The following is an 18,232-nucleotide window of genomic DNA, read 5'->3' as shown; positions in this document are numbered from 1 at the left end:
CCTGATCACGAACGCCCTGCTTCGCGGCCCGCGCCCGGCGTGTCGCCGCAAAGGGGAGCGTTCGCGGGCTCGTCTCCATCGCCAAGGCGCTCCTGGAGAACGCCCGCATCCTCATCCTCGATGAGCCCAGTGCGATCCTGACTCAGAACGAGATCGACGTCCTCTTCGACGTCATCCGTCGGCTGGCCAGCGACGGCGTCTCGATCGTGTACATCTCGCACCGCCTGGACGAGCTCTTCGAGATCGCCGACCAGGTCACGATCATGCGCGATGGTCAGACCGTCTCGTGCGACCCGATCGAGAACCTGAGCGTCCGGGTCATCGCAGAACGCATGGTCGGCGGTGAGCTTGCCGAGGGGGTGCGCAGTGCCGCAGCCGCCGGGGAGCCGATGCTGGTCCTGGAACAGCTCACCCTGGACGGGGCTTTCCAGGATGTCAGCCTCACGGTGCACCGGGGCGAGATCGTCGGACTGTACGGGCTGGTCGGCTCCGGGGCCGCCGAGGTCGGAGACGTGATCTACGGTCTCCGCAAGAGCGCCAGCGGCACGGTCCGCATCGGCACGAGCACACGGGCAGTGCGGTCCCCTGCGCACGCGAAGCAACGTGGCATCCGGATGGTGCCGGCGAACCGGTCGCAGCAGGGCACCTTCTCGTTCCAGTCGATCGCCTTCAACATCGGCATCGGCTCCTTGAACCTGCTCTCCCGGCTCCCCGGCTGGGTCAGCCCCAGGGCAGAACGCTCGATCGCCCGCCGGCTGATCGACCGGCTGGCGATCAAGACCCCGAGCGAGCGAGTGCCGGTGCGGTCGATGTCCGGCGGGAACGCGCAGAAGGTGGTGCTCGCCCGGCAGCTGGTGGAACAACCGGAGGTGCTGGTACTCGCCGAACCCACCCAGGGGGTGGACGTCGGCGCGAAGGAGGAGATCCACCAGATCGTCTCCGACCTCGCGAACGAGGGTGCCGCCGTGCTGGTGATCACCACGGACCTGGGTGAGGTACTGCGGATCTCCGACCGGATCCTCATCTTCCGCGCGGGAGCGATCACCGCCGAGCTGCCACCCACGGCGAGCCAGGCAGAGGTCCTGGCCATCGCCGCCGGTCAGGTCGGAGAGGAGAGCTGATGACTGCCACCGAGACCGATCCTTCCGCGGGCCGCCAGGCGATCGGACGCATCCTCCCGCCGGTAGTCACCGGTCAGGAGGTCGTGCTCCTCGTGGTGGTCGCAGTGCTCTGGGTGCTGCTGGGTCTGTTCACCCCGTCCTTCCTCACCCTAGGATCGATCGGCCCCTTGCTCGTGGCGGTCGCCCCAGTAGCGCTGATGGGGATCGGCATGACGTTCGTGATCATCACAGCGGGGATCGACGTCTCCATCGCCGGGATGATCATGGTCTGCGCCGTGATCACTGCGAAGCTGTTGGTGACGGTGAACCTTCCGCTCCTGCCCGCAGTGCTGGTCGCGATGGCGGTCGGGGCGCTGCTCGGGACGGTCAACGGGGTGCTGGTCGCCTACGGGCGGGTACACCCGATCATCATCACCTTCGGCACCTGGAACCTGTTCCTCTACATCGGCTACCGGGTGTTCGACTCCTCGACGGTCAACGGCATCCCCGGCACGCTGAGCGTGTTCGGACGTGGCGCGGCCGGTTCCACCTTCGGGGTCCCACACTCGTTCGCCATCGCCGTGGTCGCTGTCGCGGCGGCCTGGTGGTTCCTGCGCTACACCAGGCCCGGACGAAACCTCTATGCGATCGGCGGCGACCAGGAAGCAGCCCGGCTGGCAGGTATCGCGGTCCGACCTCGACTGGTCTGGGTCTACGCGCTCACCGGAGTGATGGTCGGTCTCTCCGCCTGCATCACCATCGCCACGGGCACCTCGACACTGGACCAGTCGGTCGGTCAGGGCAAGGAGCTCGAGGTCATCGCGGCCGTCGTCATCGGAGGCACGTCGATCATGGGCGGTCGCGGTTCTGTGGTCGGCACCCTGCTGGGCGCCCTCCTGGTGCAGTCGGTGCGCTCCGGTGTCACCCAGCTGGGTTGGCCGTCCCAGCTGGCATTCCTCTTCGTCGGACTGTTCATCATCATCGCCGTGGGGACAGACCTGCTCCGGGAACGTGCGAGGAGAGCACCATGAGCGCACGTCACCGCAGCCTGGCTGCACAGATCCGGCGGTGGACTGAGGGCGGTGGCCTCCGTGACCGCAACGTGCTGCTGCTGGCGTTGATCCTGGTGCTGCTGATCGGGATGACCATCCTGGACTCGGTAGGTGTCACCACCGGGTCGTTCAACTCCGACTACCTGGCCAGCTCGCTGATCAACTACGTGCCGTTGGCACTGCTTGCGCTCGCTGAGCTGTTCGTGATCACCACTGGCCGGGGCAGCATCGACCTGTCGGTCGGATCGATGGTCTCCGTCGTCGGCATGATCTTCGGGATCCTGTATGTGAACGCAGGCTGGTCCCTGGCCTCGGCAGTCGTGGTGGCGCTGCTGGCAAGCATGCTGCTCGGCGGTGTGAACGGTGTGCTCACTGCCTATTTTGGCTATCCGGCGTTGATCACCACGCTCGCGACGTACTACGCCTACCAGTCGATCGCTCTGGTGATCACCGGTGCGAGCCCGATCTCCGGTGCGCGGATCGCTGGGCTGTACTCCGCTGCGGACTCGATCGAGCTGCCTGTGATCGGTCAGTACTTCCCGCTGGTGCCGCTCGGGATGTTCACCTTCGTCCTCCCGGTGGCAGTGGTTGCCTGGCTGCTGCTGAACCGCACCACGTACGGGCGGTCGCTGTACGCCATCGGTACGAACACGACCGCGGCACAGTGGGCAGGTATCCAGACTCGCCGCACGCAGCTGCTCGCGTTCGTCGCCTCCGGCCTGGTCAGCGGTCTGGTCGCGATCTACACCGTGGCACAGTTCGCCTCGGCCCGACCGGACGCCGGCACCAGCGGAGCCGGTATGGCCCTGCCGGCTATCACGATCGCAGTGCTCGGCGGCGTGGCCATCACCGGTGGCATCGGGCGGCTCAGCGGTGTGCTCCTGGCCGCACTGCTGATCGTCTGGCTGAATGCCTCGATCTTGATCGTCGTCCCCGGGAACGCAGGAACACAGCTGCAGTTCCTGGCTCTGGCAGTGGTGCTTCTCGGGGCCTCGCTCGTCGACGCCCTGCCCACCCGGCTGCGCAGACGTGGATCTGGGGCGGACGGCCCCACCCTGCCCGTGCCTACCACCACCAACCCTCAATAACCCGGCTCGCGGCTGCACGCCTCGACCGGCACTCCACAAGGAGGTCACCATGCAGATCGGTGTCCATGGTCTGGTCTTCACCGGCGTCTTCGACGAAGCAGGACTCGTCCGAGCCGCACACGGCGCGCGCGCCGCGGGCTTCGACCTGCTCGAGGTTCCACTGATGGACCCGCACACCTTCGACGGTGCGCAGGTGCGGCGGGTCTTGGACGAGCACGGTCTAGCCATGACCGCGTCACTGGGCTTGTCGGCGCAGACCGACCTGTCCAGCCAGGACGAGGCGACCTCGCGCCGCGGTGAGGACCTGCTGCTGCGGGCGATCGACGTCGTCGCCGAGGCCGGGGGTACGGCGTTGTGCGGGGTGATCTACTCCGCGATGCAGAAGTACCTGACTCCGGCCACGCCAAGGAACCGTGCGACCGCCGCGGCCGCACTGCGCCGCCTCGGGGACGCGGCTGCGAACGCGGGCGTGGAGCTGTCCCTGGAGATCGTGAACCGGTACGAGACCAACATCGCCAACACTGCCCGCGCTGGTCTGGACTTCCTGGCGGAGGTGGGCCACGAGAACGTGCATCTGCACCTGGACACCTACCACATGAACATCGAGGAGTCCGGGATGCTCGAACCGATTCTCGACGCCGGCGACCGGTTGCGCTACTTCCACATCGGCGAGAGCCACAGGGGCTACCTGGGCACCGGCACAGTGGACTTCGACAGCGCCTTCCGCGCGCTGGCGCGATCGGGGTTCGACGGGCCGATCGTGTTCGAATCCTTCTCGAGCGCAGTCGTGAGCGCCTCGTTGTCCAACACGTTGGGTATCTGGCGAAACCTGTGGGTCGACTCCGACGACCTGGCCGCCCATGCGAACCGGTTCATCCGGGATCACCTGCGGGCCGTGCAGACCATCGCCATGCACTGACCCACCTGATCACGAACGCCCTGCTTCGCGGCCCGCGCCCGGCGTGTCGCCGCGAAGGGGAGCGTTCGCGGGTGGGGATCAGGCGCGCACGGCGAGCGGGTTGGTCAGCTGCCGGGCTGCCTCCTGCAGGGCTGCCGCGACCTCGTGCACCGTCGGCTCGTCGGTGCCCTCGGCCGGCAGGGCTGCCCCGATGGCCAGCAGCGGATCGCTGGGCGACCAAGGCGTCAACGGCACCGCCACCCCGATGACGCCGGCGAAGGACTCCCCACGGTCGACGGCGTAGCCTCGCTGGCGTACCTCTCGCACCCGGGCGAGCAGGTCGTCCAGGTGCCGCGGGGCCGGTTCGGCCACCGCGCGGACCTGCTCACCGGCGAGCAGGTCGGCGACCTGCTGCTCGTCCATGGTGGCCAGGATGGCGTTGCCGGTGGCGCTGAGCGCCGCGGGCAGGCGGGAGCCGATCGGGGTGCCGAGACTGTACGGTGCCCGGCCTTCGTGGCGGGCCAGGTACAGCACGTCGGCGCCGTCCAGCATGGCGATCTGCACCACCTGGCCGGCGAGCGCCGGGGAGGCGGCGCACACGTCGAAGAACTCCCGCACCTGGTTGAACCCCAGCGCGTACGCACCGCCGAGCTCAGCAGTGCGGCGACCCAACCGGTAGCCCTCCGCAGTGCGCTGGATCATCTCCCCCTGCTCCAGGGCCAGGCACAGGTTCGCCGTGGAGGACTTCGCCAGGCCCAGCGCCCGGGCGATGTCGGAGAGGGTGAGTGCCGTCCCGCTGGAATCGGCGAGCAGCCCGAGGATGCGCAGGCTGCGGGTGACCGCCGGAGCCGGGTCACGGTGCAGCCCGGACTCGTGCGCCCCGTCGCGGCCCTGGCCGGTTGCCATCGTCGCCGGTCTCAGTAGAACTCGACGGTGTCCACCACGTTGCGCAGCGGGCGGCCGTCCAGCAACCGGGTGGCGTTCTCGGCGAACAGCCGCACGATCCGCTCCGGCTCGCTGTGGTTCAGTGCGGCAGTGTGCGGGCTGACCACGACGTTCGGGTGCTCCCACAGCCGGCTGTCGGCCGGCAGTGGTTCGGTGGCGAACACGTCCAGTGCGGCGAAGGACACCTGACCGTTGTCCAGGGCGCGCACCAGCGCCGGCTCGTCGATCACGCTCCCGCGGCCCACGTTGGTCACGATCAGCCCCGGCTTGGCTGCGGAGAACACCTCGTCGTCGATGAGCCCCTCGGTCCGGTCCGTGCCGGGCAGGGTCACCACGAGCGCATCGACGTCCCCCATCACCGAGACCAGGTCCTCGATCGGGACCAGGCGAGCCACGCCGTCGACCTCTTCCCCGCTCCGGGTGGTGCCCCAGACGGTGGCACCCAGGGCGGCGAACTTCGCGGCCGCGGCGCGGCCGATCCCGCCGAGCCCGACCACCAGCACGGTGAGCTCGTCCAGCTGGCGCATCTCCCAGCGACCGGTCCAGGTGCGGTCGGCCTTCTGCTGCTGCAGCCGCGGCAGGTCCTTGGCCCCGGCGAGCACCCCGAACAGGGCGAACTCGGCCAGCGGCACCCCGTGCACCCCGGCGCTGGTGGTGAAGGTGACGCGCTGCAGCGCCTCAGCGCCCAGGTTCGCCGCACGCACCTGCCCACCGCCGCCGGCCGCCGTGGTGTGGACCCAGCGCAGCCTCGGGTTGGCGGCCACAGTGCGCGCGAGCGCGGCGGCGTCCACGTCCGGCACACCGAACAGCGCGTCGGCGGAGTCCACCATCCCCTCGAAGGCGGCCTGCTCCTCGTGCGTACGCCGGTGCTCAGGGTCGCCGCTCCAGTCGGCGACCACCCGCTGCGGGTGGTAGAGCCGGTGGTCGCGGACCACCTCGCAGCGCGGCTCGATCTCCTCGATCCGGGCGCAGAGCTCTTCGGCCAGGTCCAGCGCCACCACGACGCGCAGCTTCTCCGGCACCGTTCCTCCTTCGATCGAGACTGGTCCGATCCTAGCCTCCTTCCACCTGGTTGGACGCTGTCCGAGATATTGGCCAGCCGGTAGGATGGCCGGCAGTCCCGCCCACCCGGAACGATCAGGAGAGATCATGGACCCCCAGCAGCCCACCATCGGAGTCCTCGGTCTCGGCGCCATGGGGGCGCCGATGACCCGCCGCCTGCTCGAAGCCGGCAAGCACGTGGTGATCAGCTCCCGGCGGGAGAAGCCCGACCTGGTCACCGCCGGCGCCACGTGGGCGAGCACGCCGCGCGAGGTCGGCGCCGCCGCGGACGCAGTGCTGCTCATGCTGCCGGACCTGCCGGAGGTGGAGGAGGTGCTGGACGGTCCGGACGGGCTGCTCGCCGAGGCCGGTGACCTGCTGGTGATGATCGGGTCCACCTCCTCGGCCACCGGGGTACGGGAGCTGGACCAGCGGCTCCGGGCGGCCAGCGGTGACCGGGTGCGGGTGCTGGACTGCCCGGTCTCCGGCGGCCAGGACGGTGCCGAGGCGGGCACGCTGTCGATCATGGTCGGCGGCACCGAGGAGGACGCCGCACTGGCTGGTGAGCTGCTCGCCCCGTGCGGCAACCCGGTGCACCTGGGTCCCCTCGGTGCCGGTGAGGTGGCCAAGGCGTGCAACCAGATGGTGGTCGCGGCCACGATCCTGGCGATCGGAGAGGCCAGCGTGCTGGCGGAGCGCTCCGGTCTGGACCTGGAGCAGATGTGGACCCTGCTCGGCGGCGGCTACGCCGGCAGCACGCTGCTGCGGTCCCGGCACCGGAAGGTGGTCGACGGCGAGTACTCCGCCTCCGGGATGGCCAAGTACATGGTCAAGGACCTCACCTTCGCCACCGACGTCGCCGAGGTGACCGGCACGAACGCGGCGCTGCTGCCGGCGCTGCGCGCAGCGTTCACCGAGCTGGTCGAGAACGGCCTGGGTGATCTGGACATGTCGGTCACCCGGAAGTTCGTCGAGGAGCGCTGAGCAGCCCGGCCCGCTCGGCCAGCACGGCTACCTGCACCCGGTTGCCCACCCCGAGCTTCGCCTGCGCCGAGGCCAGGTGGGTCTTGACCGTGGCCACGGAGACGTACAGGCTCCGCGCGATCTCCTCGTTGCCCTGCCCGTGCCCCACCGCTGCTGCCACGTCCCGTTCCCGTTCGCTCAGCCGGCCCACCAGCTCGACGGCGGAGCGTCGGTCGGTCTGGGCCGCGTCGCTGGCAAGGTGGTCGAGCAGGCGTCGGGTGGTGCGCGGGGAGAGGATGGCATCGCCGGTCGCCACGGCGCGGACCGCCTCGATGATCTCGGTCGGGCCGGCGGTCTTCAGCAGGAAGCCCGCTGCGCCGGCGGCGATGCTGCGCAGCACCGCGTCGTCGAGGTCCCAGGAGGTGAGCACCACCACCTGCGGCGGGTTCGGCAGCGCCCGCACCGCCCGGGTGGCGCTGATGCCGTCCATGCGGGCCATGCCCAGGTCCATCAGCACCACGTCCGGGGCGTGCGCCTGCACCGCCGGGACCACCTCGTCGCCGTCACCGGCCTCGGCGACCACCTCGATGTCGTCGGCGCTGGTCAGGATCATCCGCAGACCGGTGCGGACCATGGCGTCGTCGTCCACGAGCAGCACACGGTGCGGGCGAGGCTCGGTGGACATGCTGCGATCTTAGGCGCCGGCACCCACGACGGCGGTCGCGCGGTGCGGGGGACGAGGAACGTCAGGCGCTGGCGCGCTCCTCACCGTCCGCAGCAGCCTGCGCCTCCCGCTCGGCCCGGCGCTTCGCCCGCTCCAGGGCGCGGCGGCGCTGCTCCTTGGCCTCCTCCTCCAGCTCGGCGGCACGGTCCTCGTCCCGGGTGAGGCTGTCGCCGGTCTCGGCATCGAAGATGTGCATCGAGTCCGGGTGGAACCACAGCTCAGCAGCGTCCCCGGCGCGTACGGTGCTCATCGAGTCCAGCGTGACCACCAGCTGGGTGCGCATCCCCTCCCCGTCCAGGTCACGGTCCAGCTCGGCGAGCTTCTCCCGCACCGCGTCGTGGGTCTCGAACGGCACGTAGGCATACAGCACCTCACCGAGCCACTCGGTCACGTCCACGTCCGCCTCGAAGCGGACCCCGCCCTCGGCCTTGTGCGGTTCCAGGGTGTCCACGTCCTCGTAGGCGTCCGGGCGGATGCCGACGATCACGATCTCCCGCTCGCCCACGGCAGTGCGCAACCGGTCGTCCAGCGGCACGTCCACCAGCGGCAGCCGGATCCGGTCTCCCTCGACGATGCCGGGCAGGAAGTTCATCGGCGGGGAACCGATGAACCCGGCGACGAACAGGTTCACCGGCTGGTCGTACAGCCCGCGCGGGCTGGCCACCTGCTGCAGCTCCCCGCGGCGCAGCACCGCCACCCGGTCACCGAGGGTCATCGCCTCGGTCTGGTCGTGGGTGACGTACACCGTGGTGGTGGCCAGGTTCCGTTGCAGCCGGGCGATCTCGGTGCGCATCTGCCCGCGCAGCTTGGCGTCCAGGTTCGAGAGCGGCTCGTCGAACAGGAACGCCTTCGCCTGGCGCACGATCGCCCGACCCATCGCCACCCGCTGGCGCTGCCCGCCGGAGAGGTTGGCCGGCTTGCGCTCCAGGTGCTCGTCGAGCTCCAGCAGCGCCGAGGCACGCCGCACCCGCTCGTCCACCTCGCTGTCGCTGAACTGCCCACGGGCCAGACGCAGCGGGAAGGCGATGTTCTCGTACACCGTCAGGTGCGGGTAGAGCGCATAGTTCTGGAACACCATCGCCAGGTCCCGGTCCCGGGGGGCGAGGTCGTTGACGACCTTCTCCCCGATCCGCAGCTCGCCGTCGGTGATGTCCTCGAGCCCGACGATCATCCGCAGCAGCGTCGACTTCCCACACCCGGAAGGGCCGACCAAGATCACGAACTCGCCGTCGGCGATGTCCAGGCTCACTCCCTTCACGGCGGTGAACCCGTCCGGGTAGGTCTTGACCACGTGGTCCAGGCTGATCGATGCCATGGGGGACTCCTTCGATCGGTAGCGGGCCTCAACCCTTGACGGCGCCCTGGGTGAGGCCGGAGACGATGCGGCGCTGGAAGATCAGCACGACGATCACGATCGGCACGGTCACCACGATCGCCGCAGCGGAGATCGCGCCGGTCGGTTCCTCGAACTGGGAGGCGCCGGTGAAGAACGACAGTGCCGCCGGCACCGGGCGCGCCGCACTCGTGGAGGTCAGCGAGATGCCGTAGACGAAGTCGTTCCAGGCGATGAAGAACGCGATGATCGCCGTGGTGAACACCCCTGGTGCGGCCAGCGGCACCACTGCCTTGCGGAACGCCTGGAACGGGGTGGCGCCGTCCACCTGCGCCGCCTGCTCCAGCTCCCAGGGGATCTGCCGGAAGAACGCCGCCAGGGTCCAGATGGAGATCGGCAGCGTCAACGACAGGTACGGGATGATCAGCCCGGGCCAGGTGTCGTACAGCCCGATGGAGCGCCACAGGTTGAACAGCGGGGTCACGATGGAGACCACCGGGAACACCGAGACCGCGAGCGCGGTGGTCAGGATCAGCTTCTTCCCGCGGAAGTCCAGCCGGGCGATCGCGTAGGCGCAGAAGGTGGCGAGCACCACTGCCACCACGGTGGAGATCAGCGAGATGCCGATCGAGTTGCGCAGCGAGGGCAGGAACAGGTCCTGGGCGCTGCCGCCCGGGGCGAGGATCGTGGCGTAGTTCTCCCAGGTCCACTCCGGGGGCAGGAACTTGCCGGAGAACAGGCCGGCCTGGGTCTTGAACGACGTCATCAGGATCGACACCACCGGGAACAACGACCACAGCAGCACGACCACGGTGATCACCACCCAGCCGATCCTCTGCTTCGTCGACATGCCACCCATCAGGTATCACCCCTCGTCCCGGCCAGGTCCACCTTGAACCCCTTGATCGCGATGAACGCGATGATCAGCACGCACAGGAACAGCAGCACCGAGATCGCCGATCCCAGCCCGATCTCCAGCCGCCCGATCGAGGTGTTGTAGGCGAGCAGGGAGAGCACCTCGGTGTTGTTGGCGCCGTTGGTCATGATGTAGACGTTGTCGAAGATCCGGAACGCCTCCAGTGCCCGGAACAGCACCGCGACCATGATCGCCGCCTTCATGTTCGGCAGGATCACCCGGCGCAGCACCTGCGCGCCGGTGGCGCCGTCCACCCGGGCCGCTTCCTCCAGCTCCCCGGGCACCTGCGCCAGCCCGGAGAGCAGCAGCAGGGAGATGAACGGGGTGGTCTTCCAGATCTCCGAGGCGATGATCACGAACATGGACGTGCCCTGGGCAGCGAACCAGTTCAGGTCCTCGGTGATCCCCGGCAGCCAGGAGAACCAGTTGTTGATGTAGCCGCCGGAGTTGATGTCGAAGGCGTAGAACCACGCGAACGCCGAGACCACGGTGACGATCCCGTACGGCACGAGGATCGCCGTCCGGACGATACCGCGCAGCTGCGTGGCCGCCCGATGCATCACCATCGCGAGGATGAAGCCGAGCACCAGCTCCACGGCCACCGTGATCACGGTGATCAGCACGGTGACCCACAGCGACTGCCAGAACGCCGGGTCGCCGAGCACCACCTGGTAGTTGCGGAACCAGATGAACTCGGTCTCGTCCAGTGCGGTCAGGCGCAGGCTGAACAGCGAGTCCCAGAGCGCCTGCAGGATCGGGTACAGCGTGACCAGCAGCATGATCACGAACGCCGGGCCGGCCAGGTACCAACCCAGCCGGGCCTCCGAGCGGGACCGGTCGCTGCCGCGCCGCCGCTTGCCGTTGGTGGGGGTGGCCTTCTCGGCCGCAGATGCCGGGGTGGTCATAGCAGCCTCTCGTCTCGCAGCACTGCCGTGATGAACTCGGCCGAGCTCGCCGGGGTGGTGTCCGGATCGATGGCGGCCGGTGGGTGCCAGGTCTCCTGCAGCCCGATGGAGACCTCGTTGTAGTACGGGGTCTGCGGGCGCGGCACACCCTGGTCCAGGGAGTCCCGGATCGTCTCGGCCATCGGGAACTCCTCGGCCACCTCCTCGTCGTCGTAGGCGGAGATCGACGACGGTGGGTTGCCGTTGGTCACGAAGTACTCCGACTGGTTCTCCGGCTGGACGATGCACTCCACCGCCTGATAAGCCAGGTCGACGTGCTCGGAGAACTCGCTCACCCCGAGATTGATGCCACCGACCGGGGTGGCCGCCTCGGTGCCCTCCTCCACCTGGGGGTAGATGGTCCAGCCGATGTCGTCGATCAGGTCAGGGTCGGAGTCCGAGATCGCCGGGTAGACGAACGGCCAGTTCACCATGAACGACCCGTTGTCGCCGGCGAACAGGTTCATCGAGGCGTTCTCGTCCGCGGTGGGGAACCCGGGCCCGGCCAGTCCCTCCTGCCCGATCCGGGACATGATCTGCGCGGCCTCCCGGCCGGCGTCGGAGTCCAGGCCGAGCTGCACCTCGTCGGCCGGTGCCTCCGGGTTGGTGATGATCTCCCCACCGGCGGAGGCGATCAGCGCGTTGATCCACACGGTCAGGGACTCGGCCTTGGCCCCCTGCACGCCGAGCAGGGTGTCGGTCTCCGCGGCGGCGTCCATGATCTGCTCCCAGGTGACCGGCTGGTCCATGTCCAGCCCGGCCTCCTCGGCCACCGACTCCCGGTACCAGAGCAGCTGGGTGTTCGCCCAGAACGGCACGGTGACCAGCTCGTCGTCCCAGGTGGCTGAGTCCACGGCGCCCTGCACCACGTCGTCGGTGTCCTGCAGGTCGTCAGGCACCGGGGCGAGGAAGCCGGCGGCGGCCATCTCCGGGATGAACGGCGGGTCCAGGCTCATGATGTCGATGGAGGTGTCGCTGGCCGCCAGGCGGCGGGCGAGCTGCTCCCGCTGGGACGAGGCGTCCCGGGGCAGCAACGAGGTCTGGATCTGGTAGTCCCCGCCCGCTTCCTCGGTGCAGCGCGCCGCGATCTCCTCCTGACCACCGTCGTCGGGGTTGATGTACCAGGTGAGCACCGGTGGACCGGACTCACCGGAGCACGCCACCAGACCCAGCGTCAGACCCAGGGCCATCACGGCCACTGCTGCCTGCGGTCGTCGCACGTGTCTCTCCCTCCCCGGCGCCCGGTCGCCGCTGATCAGATCACAGCCAGACAACACCATCTGGCTGAGGTGCGCATCCGGAGCAGGAGCGATCAGCAGCGCCAGGGCAGGGTGACGGTGACCCGGAACGTAGCCCCGCCGTCGTCCAGACCGTAGGCGAGGTGCCCGCCAAGCAGCTCGACCCGTTCAGCCACCCCCTGCAGACCTTGGCCGGGGCCGTGGCCGGCGCCCGCGCCTAGGTACGAGTTGCGGGCGTCGATGCAGATGCCCTCGGCCGGTCCGCCCTGCACGCTCAGTCGCACCTGCGCACCGGATGCGTGCTTACGCGCGTTGGTGAGCAGCTCCTGCACCACCCGGTAGACGGCGCGAGCCAGGGCAGGGTCGGCGGTCTCGGCCCGGTCCAGGAACACCGACGAGCTCACCGGTGCACCGGCTGCCACCGCCTCCTCGATCATCGCCGGCAGGTCCGCCAGCGATGGTTCCCGCATCGTGGGCTCAGCATCCGGATCCTCCCGGAGCACGGCGAGCAGGGAGCGCAGGTCGTCCATCGACCGGGCGGCGCTGGCCCGCACCAGCGCGGCGCTCTGGGCGAGCTGCGCGTCGTCGCGGGCGTTCACCTCCAGCGCACCGGCGTGCAGGTTCAGCAGGGACAGCCGGTGGCCGAGCACGTCGTGCACCTCGCGGGCGATCCGTTCCCGCTCCCGCTGGCGGGCGAGCTCGTCGCCGAGCTGTGCACGTTGCCGGCCGGCGCTGGCGGCCCGGGCGTCCGCCAGGCGGGTGGTTCTGTTCGCGCGGCGCAGCAGCCCGATGCCGACTGCCGGGCCCACGGTCAGCACGACGGCGATCGGCACCACCCACCAGCTCAACGGCACCAGCGCCTCCGGTGGTGTGTCCGGCGGGGCGAGGACCGTCTGCAGGAAGGCGGCACTGGCCGAGGGGGCCAGCACGTCCCGCACGAAGGTGACGGCCGTGGCCACGGCGACTGCCGCCGTCGCCGGCCACTCCCAGCGACTGCTGCGCCAGGTGAGCAGCGAGACCAGGGCGACCAACGCCGTCGACGTGCCCAGGGGCAGCAGCAGCGCGACGCCGGACACGACCAGCGTGATGGCCAGGGGGGCACGGTGGCGCCAGCACAGGCTGACCGGCAGCACCAGGGCGGCGAGGATGCCGAGCATGCCGACGAGCGGCACCGGGTCCTGACCCACCTCGGAGAAGACGAAGCTGGTCAGGCTCGCGAACATGCACAGCAGCACGAGCAGCGCGGTGCGCCAGATCGGCGGCCGCGGCACCGGTTCCAGCTGCTCGGTCACGGTGGCACTGTACGGCCGGGCACCGACAGTGCGCCTCCACCGACCGGCTGGGCACCGGGCCCGCCACCTCCGCCGATCGGCCAACCAGGTCCAGGCGTCCGGGGGAGGTCCGGGAGGGGCCCGACGGCGTTGGCTGGGTGCCGTACCAACGTTCCCGTTCTCCGGAGGTTCTCATGTCTCAGCCACACCAGCAGCACAGCGGTACGCACTCGCAGCTACCGCCGAGCTACTCCACACCGGGGCAGCCACCGGCCGGTGCCGCCCAGAGCGGCAGCGTCCCCCCGCAGGGGCCGGTGCCGCCCCCGGAACCGAAGAAGCGCAGCTGGTTCGCCCGGCACAAGATCCTCACCGCACTGCTGGTCGTGGTCGCGCTGGTGATCGCGATCAAGGCGTTCAGCGGCGGCTCCGACTCCGCCCCGGACGCCGAACCGGCCGCTGACCAGTCCGCCGCCGAGGCTGCCGACAGCGGAGACAGCGCTGCAGGAGCGGCCGGCGACCAGGACGAGGAGGTGGAGCCCGCCGGTCGGGACAACTCCACTGCGGAGCAGACCACACTGGGGGCCGGCACCTTCACCGTGGGCGAGGACGTACCACCGGGCCGGTACGTGATCGAACCGGGCGCCGGGCAGAGCGGCAACCTGTCCGCCTCGAGCGAGGAGGACCCGCTGGCGATCAACGAGATCCTCGGTGGCGAGGTGGGCTTCGGGGTGCCGTCGGTGACCTCGACCCTCACCGATGGCGAGCAGCTGGAGATCTCCGGCCTGTCCGAGGTGACCTTCACCCCGGCGGAGACCGAGCTGCGCAGCACCCTGTCGGCCGGTGACTGGGTGGTGGGTCTGGACATCGCCGCCGGCGACTACGTGGCCACCCCTGCCGATGGCGAGAGCGGCAACTTCGTGGTCTACGACGACTGGGGGCTGCCGGCGACGAACGAGATCCTCGGCGAGGACGACGGCTTCAGCGTCCCCGAGGTGACGGTCTCCCTGGCCGACGGTGACGAGATCGAGATCTCTGGTCTGTCCGAGGTGACCTTCACCGAGAAGTAGCCACCCCCAGTCCCGGGCCGTCCTGCCCAGCGTGCGCTAGAGCGCACTCTCGGCAGGACGACCTGGCGTGGCCAGGGTGCGCAGGAACAGGTCGACCATCGCCGGGACGTCCACGCCCAGGGCCACGTCCACCAGCGGACCGGTGCCCGCCAGCCCGTGCACCAGGTCCTCCCCGAGGCGGGTGCGCCGGTCCACCACGGTCTGCCCGCGGGAACCGCCGGCCAGCTCCACCTGCACCGGCCACCGCTGGGTGCGCACCAGCTCCGGGGCCACCAGCGCGCACACCGCACCGGCGTCGCCGACCAGGCGCAGCGCGCTCTCGTCGGCCTCCCCCAGCTGGGCGCGGAAGCCGAGCAGCTGCCCGGCCGCCCGCAGCACCGGGTCGCCTGCGCCGGCGAGCCGGTCCACCTCCTCCGCCGGGACCACCACCTCGTTGAACACGTCCAGCCCGTACATGGTCAGCTCCAGGCCGCTGCCGAGCACGATCGCCGCAGCCTCCGGGTCGTGCCAGACGTTGAACTCCGCGACGGCGCTGGCGTTGCCCACCGAGGCCGAACCGCCCATGAACACCACCCGGGCGATCCGGTCGACCACCTCCGGGTAGGTGCGCAGCAGCAGCGCGAGGTTGGTCATCGGTGCCAGGGTCACCAGCGTGATCGGTTCAGGCGCTTCGGTGAGCAGGTCACGCAGCAGCATCACGGCGTGCCGGGCGTCCACCGGTCGGTCGCTGGCCGGCAGGCCGAGGTTGCCCAGCCCGTCGGCGCCGTGCATGTGCGCGGCGTCCCGCGCCGGTTCGATCAGTGGCCGCTGCGCACCGGCGGCCACCGGCACGTCCCGCGCGCCGACCAGGTCGAGCACGGCGCAGGTGTTCGCTACCACGTTCGCCAGCGAGGTGTTCCCGGCCACACAGGTGATCCCGCGCAGGTCCAGCTCTGGGTGCCGGGCGGCGAACAGCAGCGCCAGCGCATCGTCGATACCGGTGTCCACGTCCAGGATGATCGGTGTTCGCACACCCTGATCCTGCTACATCTGCGCCGCTGTGCCACCAGCCAGGTCGTCAGCTACCACGCCCGGTCGATACCCGCGGTATCGCCTCCGTGCAGCAAGTATCTACTGAATGGATTCAGCGGAGGTGGGGTGGGGATGGTGGCGAGGGTGGGTCAGAGTCCGGGTCGACGGCGGAGCGCAGCCAGGTCTCGATCCCGCCGATGTGCACGGTCAGGGTGGCGCGCACCAGGTCAGCGTCCCGCCGGCGCAGCGCCGCCACGATCGCCGCGTGCTCGGCCAGCGTGCGCGAGACCGCCCGGTCCTCGGTGATCCCGCGCCACAACCGGGCCCGGGCGGTGGAGGAGGAGAGCGCATCGAGCAGGCTGGTCAGGTAGTCGTTGCCGCCGGCCGCGGTGATCCGGTGGTGGAACGCCAGGTCGTGGTCCACCAGCGCCTCGACCGACGTCTCCTGGCCCAGGGAGTCGATCTCGGCGGCCAGGGCGTCCAGCTCCGCCTCGGCGATCCGCGGCACCGCCAGCTCGGCCGCAGCTGGTTCCAGGATGCGGCGGACCGCGAAGATCTCCAGCACCGAGGCGTCCTGGTGCAGGTCCACCACGAAGCTCATCGCCTCCAGCAGCAGCTCCGGGCGCAGGCTGGTCACGTACGTCCCGTCGCCGCGGCGTACGTCCAGCACCCGGATCAGCTCCAGGGACTTCACCGCCTCGCGCAGCGAGTTCCGGGACAGGCCGAGGCGCTCACCGAGCTCCTTCTCCGGCGGCAGCCGCTGGCCCGGTTTGAGCTCTCCGGAGACGATCATGTCCTTGATCGTGGTGATTGCCGTATCGGTCACTGCCACGGCATCATCCTACCTTCGCGTCCCGCATCCTGACCCTTCGTTGCCGACTTCCCGGGGCAGAGGTAGCGTTGCCGCCGATACATCCGATGTCTTCGCCGGTGGGTGCTGCACTCAACCCGACCGGCACACTCAGCTAGGAGGCTGTATGAAGCTCGCCCGACTCGGCGAGGTGGGTCAGGAGATCCCCGTCCTGGTCACCGACGAGGCCACGTTCGACCTGCGCCCGGTGGTCGGCGACATCAGCGGCGAGCACCTCTCCCCCGCCAGCCTGCAGACGATCGCGCAGGCTGCGGCAGCGGGCACGCTGCCGCAGGTCCCGGGCGCCGGAGACCTGCGGGTCGGTTCCCCGATCGCTCGCCCTTCCTCGATCCTGTGCATCGGGCAGAACTACGCAGCGCACGCGGCGGAGTCCGGGGCGGAGCCGCCGGACGTGCCGATCCTGTTCTTCAAGGCGGCCAATACCCTCACCGGCCCGTTCGACGGTGTCGACATCCCCCGCCGGTCCACCAAGACCGACTGGGAGGTGGAGCTCGGTGTGGTGATCGGCACCCGTGCGCTCTACCTGGACTCCCCCGAGCAGGCGCGGTCGCACATCGCCGGGTTCGTCACCGCCGACGACCTGTCCGAGCGGGACTTCCAGCTCACCGTCTCCGGTGGGCAGTGGAGCAAGGGCAAGTCCGCTCCGGGGTTCTCCCCGCTGGGCCCGTACCTGGTGACGGCGGACGAGGTGGATCCGAACAACCTGCGCCTGCGCAGCTGGGTGAACGGGGAGGTGCGGCAGGACTCCACCACCGCGGACATGATCTTCGACGTGGACTACATCGTCTGGCACCTGAGCCAGTACCTGGCGCTGGACCCGGGTGACGTGATCCTCACCGGCACACCGCAGGGGGTGGCGCTCTCTGGCCGGTTCCCCTACCTGTCCGCCGGGGACGTGGTCGAGGTGGAGATCGAGGGCCTGGGCCGGCAGCGCACGGTGATGGGCTCGGCGGAGGCGGTCAGCTGATGACCGCGCCAGCACAGCAGACGGGCAGCGGAGAGTTTGCCGCCCTGGTGGCAGTGGTCACCGGGGGCGCCTCCGGGATCGGCGCTGCGGTCGCGCAGCGGTTGCACGACGGCGGAGCCCGGGTGGCGATCCTGGACCGGGCCGCCGTAGCGGCCCCCTCGGGCACCGCCGCCGAGGCGGCGGAGACGACCTGGCTGGAGCTGCAGGCGGACGTGAGCGACCAGACCAGCGTGAGCACCGCCGTCGAGCAGGTGATCGAGCGCTGGGGCCGGTTGGACGTGCTGGTGAACAACGCCGGGATCGGGGCGCAGGGCACGGTGGCCGACGGGACCGAGGAGCAGTGGCAGAAGGTGCTGGACGTGAACCTGATGGGCATGGTGCGCACCGCACGGGCTGCGCTGCCGCACCTGCGGTCCTCACCGGCCGCCGCGATCGTGAACGTCAGCTCGATCGCCGCGACCGCGGGCCTGCCGCAGCGGGCGCTGTACTCGGCGTCCAAGGGTGCGGTGCTGGCGCTGACCCGGGCGATGGCCGCCGACCACGTGCGCGAAGGCATCCGCGTGAACTGCGTGAGCCCGGGCACGGCGAACACACCGTGGGTGAACCGGCTGCTCGATGCTGCCGACGACCCGGACGCGGAGCGCGCCGCCCTGCAGGCCCGGCAGCCGCACGGCCGGCTGGTCGAGCCGGAGGAGGTGGCCGAGGCGGTGGCCTACCTGGCCAGCCCGCGCGCCGGCTCCACCTCCGGGGTGACGCTCGCGGTGGACGGCGGGATGGACGCCCTACGGTTGCGGCCGGCCTGA

The 18,232-nt window shown here is 70.1% G+C and carries 18 protein-coding genes; 8 read left to right on the top strand and 10 right to left on the bottom strand.

Features of this window, described 5'->3' with window-relative positions; genetic code table 11:
* The first annotated feature begins 206 nt into the window (after nt 1-206).
* From K338_RS21125 to K338_RS0107395, 4 genes are read left to right on the top strand one after another with little or no spacing between them, the layout of a single operon-like run.
* Nucleotides 207-1,121, top strand: coding sequence for an ATP-binding cassette domain-containing protein (locus tag K338_RS21125; RefSeq protein ID WP_022917544.1), 915 nt, complete (start codon nt 207-209; stop codon nt 1,119-1,121).
* Nucleotides 1,121-2,131, top strand: a complete 1,011-nt coding sequence (locus K338_RS0107405) for an ABC transporter permease (RefSeq protein ID WP_022917543.1) — start codon at nt 1,121-1,123, stop codon at nt 2,129-2,131. Before K338_RS21125 ends, K338_RS0107405 begins: the two co-directional genes overlap by 1 nt.
* The gene (locus K338_RS21120; RefSeq protein WP_022917542.1) at nt 2,128-3,240 is read left to right on the top strand and encodes an ABC transporter permease; all 1,113 of its coding nucleotides are present in this window, start codon (nt 2,128-2,130) and stop codon (nt 3,238-3,240) included. The genes K338_RS0107405 and K338_RS21120 overlap by 4 nt, the downstream gene beginning before the upstream one ends.
* Before the next feature lie 49 nt (nt 3,241-3,289).
* On the top strand, nt 3,290-4,159 hold the full coding sequence (locus K338_RS0107395) for a sugar phosphate isomerase/epimerase family protein (protein WP_022917541.1): 870 nt from the start codon (nt 3,290-3,292) through the stop codon (nt 4,157-4,159).
* A gap of 78 nt (nt 4,160-4,237) precedes the next feature.
* Here the strand turns inward: K338_RS0107395 and K338_RS0107390 are convergent, their stop codons facing one another.
* Entirely contained in the window at nt 4,238-5,044 is an 807-nt protein-coding gene (locus K338_RS0107390) for an IclR family transcriptional regulator (protein WP_022917540.1), read from the bottom strand.
* 11 nt (nt 5,045-5,055) lie between these two features.
* The gene (locus tag K338_RS0107385; protein WP_022917539.1) at nt 5,056-6,105 is read right to left on the bottom strand and encodes a D-2-hydroxyacid dehydrogenase; all 1,050 of its coding nucleotides are present in this window, start codon (nt 6,103-6,105) and stop codon (nt 5,056-5,058) included.
* A gap of 127 nt (nt 6,106-6,232) precedes the next feature.
* Here K338_RS0107385 and K338_RS0107380 point away from each other — a divergent pair, with 127 nt between their 5' ends.
* Nucleotides 6,233-7,108, top strand: a complete 876-nt coding sequence (locus K338_RS0107380; RefSeq protein ID WP_022917538.1) for an NAD(P)-dependent oxidoreductase — start codon at nt 6,233-6,235, stop codon at nt 7,106-7,108.
* On the opposite strand, the gene K338_RS0107375 is transcribed toward K338_RS0107380, so the two are convergent.
* The 6 genes from K338_RS0107375 to K338_RS0107350 all read right to left on the bottom strand — a co-directional run bounded on the left by K338_RS0107375 (nt 7,080) and on the right by K338_RS0107350 (nt 13,534).
* Nucleotides 7,080-7,772, bottom strand: coding sequence for a response regulator transcription factor (locus K338_RS0107375; protein ID WP_022917537.1), 693 nt, complete (start codon nt 7,770-7,772; stop codon nt 7,080-7,082). The two genes, K338_RS0107380 and K338_RS0107375, sit on opposite strands and share 29 nt — an antisense overlap.
* 61 nt (nt 7,773-7,833) lie before the next feature.
* Nucleotides 7,834-9,126, bottom strand: a complete 1,293-nt coding sequence (locus K338_RS0107370) for an ABC transporter ATP-binding protein (RefSeq protein ID WP_022917536.1) — start codon at nt 9,124-9,126, stop codon at nt 7,834-7,836.
* A gap of 28 nt (nt 9,127-9,154) precedes the next feature.
* Nucleotides 9,155-9,994, bottom strand: a complete 840-nt coding sequence (locus K338_RS0107365) for a carbohydrate ABC transporter permease (RefSeq protein ID WP_040653290.1) — start codon at nt 9,992-9,994, stop codon at nt 9,155-9,157.
* A gap of 8 nt (nt 9,995-10,002) precedes the next feature.
* Nucleotides 10,003-10,965, bottom strand: a complete 963-nt coding sequence (locus K338_RS0107360; RefSeq protein ID WP_022917534.1) for a carbohydrate ABC transporter permease — start codon at nt 10,963-10,965, stop codon at nt 10,003-10,005.
* Nucleotides 10,962-12,194 carry a sugar ABC transporter substrate-binding protein gene (locus tag K338_RS0107355; RefSeq protein ID WP_040653288.1) on the bottom strand — a complete coding sequence of 411 codons (1,233 nt, stop codon included), beginning with the start codon at nt 12,192-12,194 and terminating at the stop codon, nt 10,962-10,964. Before K338_RS0107355 ends, K338_RS0107360 begins: the two co-directional genes overlap by 4 nt.
* Nucleotides 12,195-12,316: 122 nt before the next feature.
* Complete coding sequence (locus K338_RS0107350) at nt 12,317-13,534, bottom strand: sensor histidine kinase (RefSeq protein ID WP_022917532.1); 1,218 nt, start codon at nt 13,532-13,534, stop codon at nt 12,317-12,319.
* Nucleotides 13,535-13,707: 173 nt separating this feature from the next.
* Between K338_RS0107350 and K338_RS24375 the strand changes: the two genes are divergently transcribed.
* Nucleotides 13,708-14,580: a hypothetical protein gene (locus tag K338_RS24375; protein ID WP_022917531.1), complete on the top strand. Its 873-nt coding sequence runs from the start codon at nt 13,708-13,710 to the stop codon at nt 14,578-14,580.
* Nucleotides 14,581-14,616: 36 nt separating this feature from the next.
* On the opposite strand, the gene K338_RS21110 is transcribed toward K338_RS24375, so the two are convergent.
* Together K338_RS21110 and K338_RS21105 are read right to left on the bottom strand one after the other, a co-directional pair.
* Nucleotides 14,617-15,591 (bottom strand): nucleoside hydrolase, encoded by a 975-nt coding sequence (locus K338_RS21110; RefSeq protein ID WP_022917530.1) that lies wholly within the window; start codon nt 15,589-15,591, stop codon nt 14,617-14,619.
* A gap of 112 nt (nt 15,592-15,703) precedes the next feature.
* Complete coding sequence (locus K338_RS21105) at nt 15,704-16,423, bottom strand: FadR/GntR family transcriptional regulator (protein WP_022917529.1); 720 nt, start codon at nt 16,421-16,423, stop codon at nt 15,704-15,706.
* A 145-nt stretch (nt 16,424-16,568) separates the two neighbouring features.
* On the opposite strand from K338_RS21105, the gene K338_RS0107330 reads away from it, so the two are divergent.
* Together K338_RS0107330 and K338_RS0107325 are read left to right on the top strand one after the other, a co-directional pair.
* Nucleotides 16,569-17,429 (top strand): fumarylacetoacetate hydrolase family protein, encoded by an 861-nt coding sequence (locus K338_RS0107330; RefSeq protein WP_022917528.1) that lies wholly within the window; start codon nt 16,569-16,571, stop codon nt 17,427-17,429.
* Entirely contained in the window at nt 17,429-18,232 is an 804-nt protein-coding gene (locus tag K338_RS0107325; RefSeq protein ID WP_022917527.1) for an SDR family NAD(P)-dependent oxidoreductase, read from the top strand. Before K338_RS0107330 ends, K338_RS0107325 begins: the two co-directional genes overlap by 1 nt.

The organism is Ruania albidiflava DSM 18029, assembly GCF_000421225.1.
In the GTDB taxonomy this organism is placed as follows: domain Bacteria; phylum Actinomycetota; class Actinomycetes; order Actinomycetales; family Beutenbergiaceae; genus Ruania; species Ruania albidiflava.
Note: the sequence above shows the minus strand (reverse complement) of the source record. Positions and strands in the feature narration are given on the sequence as shown.

Bases quoted from the DNA above. Each gene is read 5' to 3' on its own strand.
- K338_RS0107365 (WP_040653290.1), bottom strand. From the start codon at position 9,994: ATGTCGACGAAGCAGAGGATCGGCTGGGTGGTGATCACCGTGGTCGTG.
- K338_RS0107375 (WP_022917537.1), bottom strand. From the start codon at position 7,772: ATGTCCACCGAGCCTCGCCCGCACCGTGTGCTGCTCGTGGACGACGAC.
- K338_RS0107390 (WP_022917540.1), bottom strand. From the start codon at position 5,044: ATGGCAACCGGCCAGGGCCGCGACGGGGCGCACGAGTCCGGGCTGCAC.
- K338_RS24375 (WP_022917531.1), top strand. From the start codon at position 13,708: ATGTCTCAGCCACACCAGCAGCACAGCGGTACGCACTCGCAGCTACCG.
- K338_RS0107360 (WP_022917534.1), bottom strand. From the start codon at position 10,965: ATGACCACCCCGGCATCTGCGGCCGAGAAGGCCACCCCCACCAACGGC.
- K338_RS0107395 (WP_022917541.1), top strand. From the start codon at position 3,290: ATGCAGATCGGTGTCCATGGTCTGGTCTTCACCGGCGTCTTCGACGAA.
- K338_RS0107355 (WP_040653288.1), bottom strand. From the start codon at position 12,194: ATGGCCCTGGGTCTGACGCTGGGTCTGGTGGCGTGCTCCGGTGAGTCC.
- K338_RS21120 (WP_022917542.1), top strand. From the start codon at position 2,128: ATGAGCGCACGTCACCGCAGCCTGGCTGCACAGATCCGGCGGTGGACT.
- K338_RS0107325 (WP_022917527.1), top strand. From the start codon at position 17,429: ATGACCGCGCCAGCACAGCAGACGGGCAGCGGAGAGTTTGCCGCCCTG.
- K338_RS0107330 (WP_022917528.1), top strand. From the start codon at position 16,569: ATGAAGCTCGCCCGACTCGGCGAGGTGGGTCAGGAGATCCCCGTCCTG.
- K338_RS0107380 (WP_022917538.1), top strand. From the start codon at position 6,233: ATGGACCCCCAGCAGCCCACCATCGGAGTCCTCGGTCTCGGCGCCATG.
- K338_RS0107370 (WP_022917536.1), bottom strand. From the start codon at position 9,126: ATGGCATCGATCAGCCTGGACCACGTGGTCAAGACCTACCCGGACGGG.
- K338_RS0107405 (WP_022917543.1), top strand. From the start codon at position 1,121: ATGACTGCCACCGAGACCGATCCTTCCGCGGGCCGCCAGGCGATCGGA.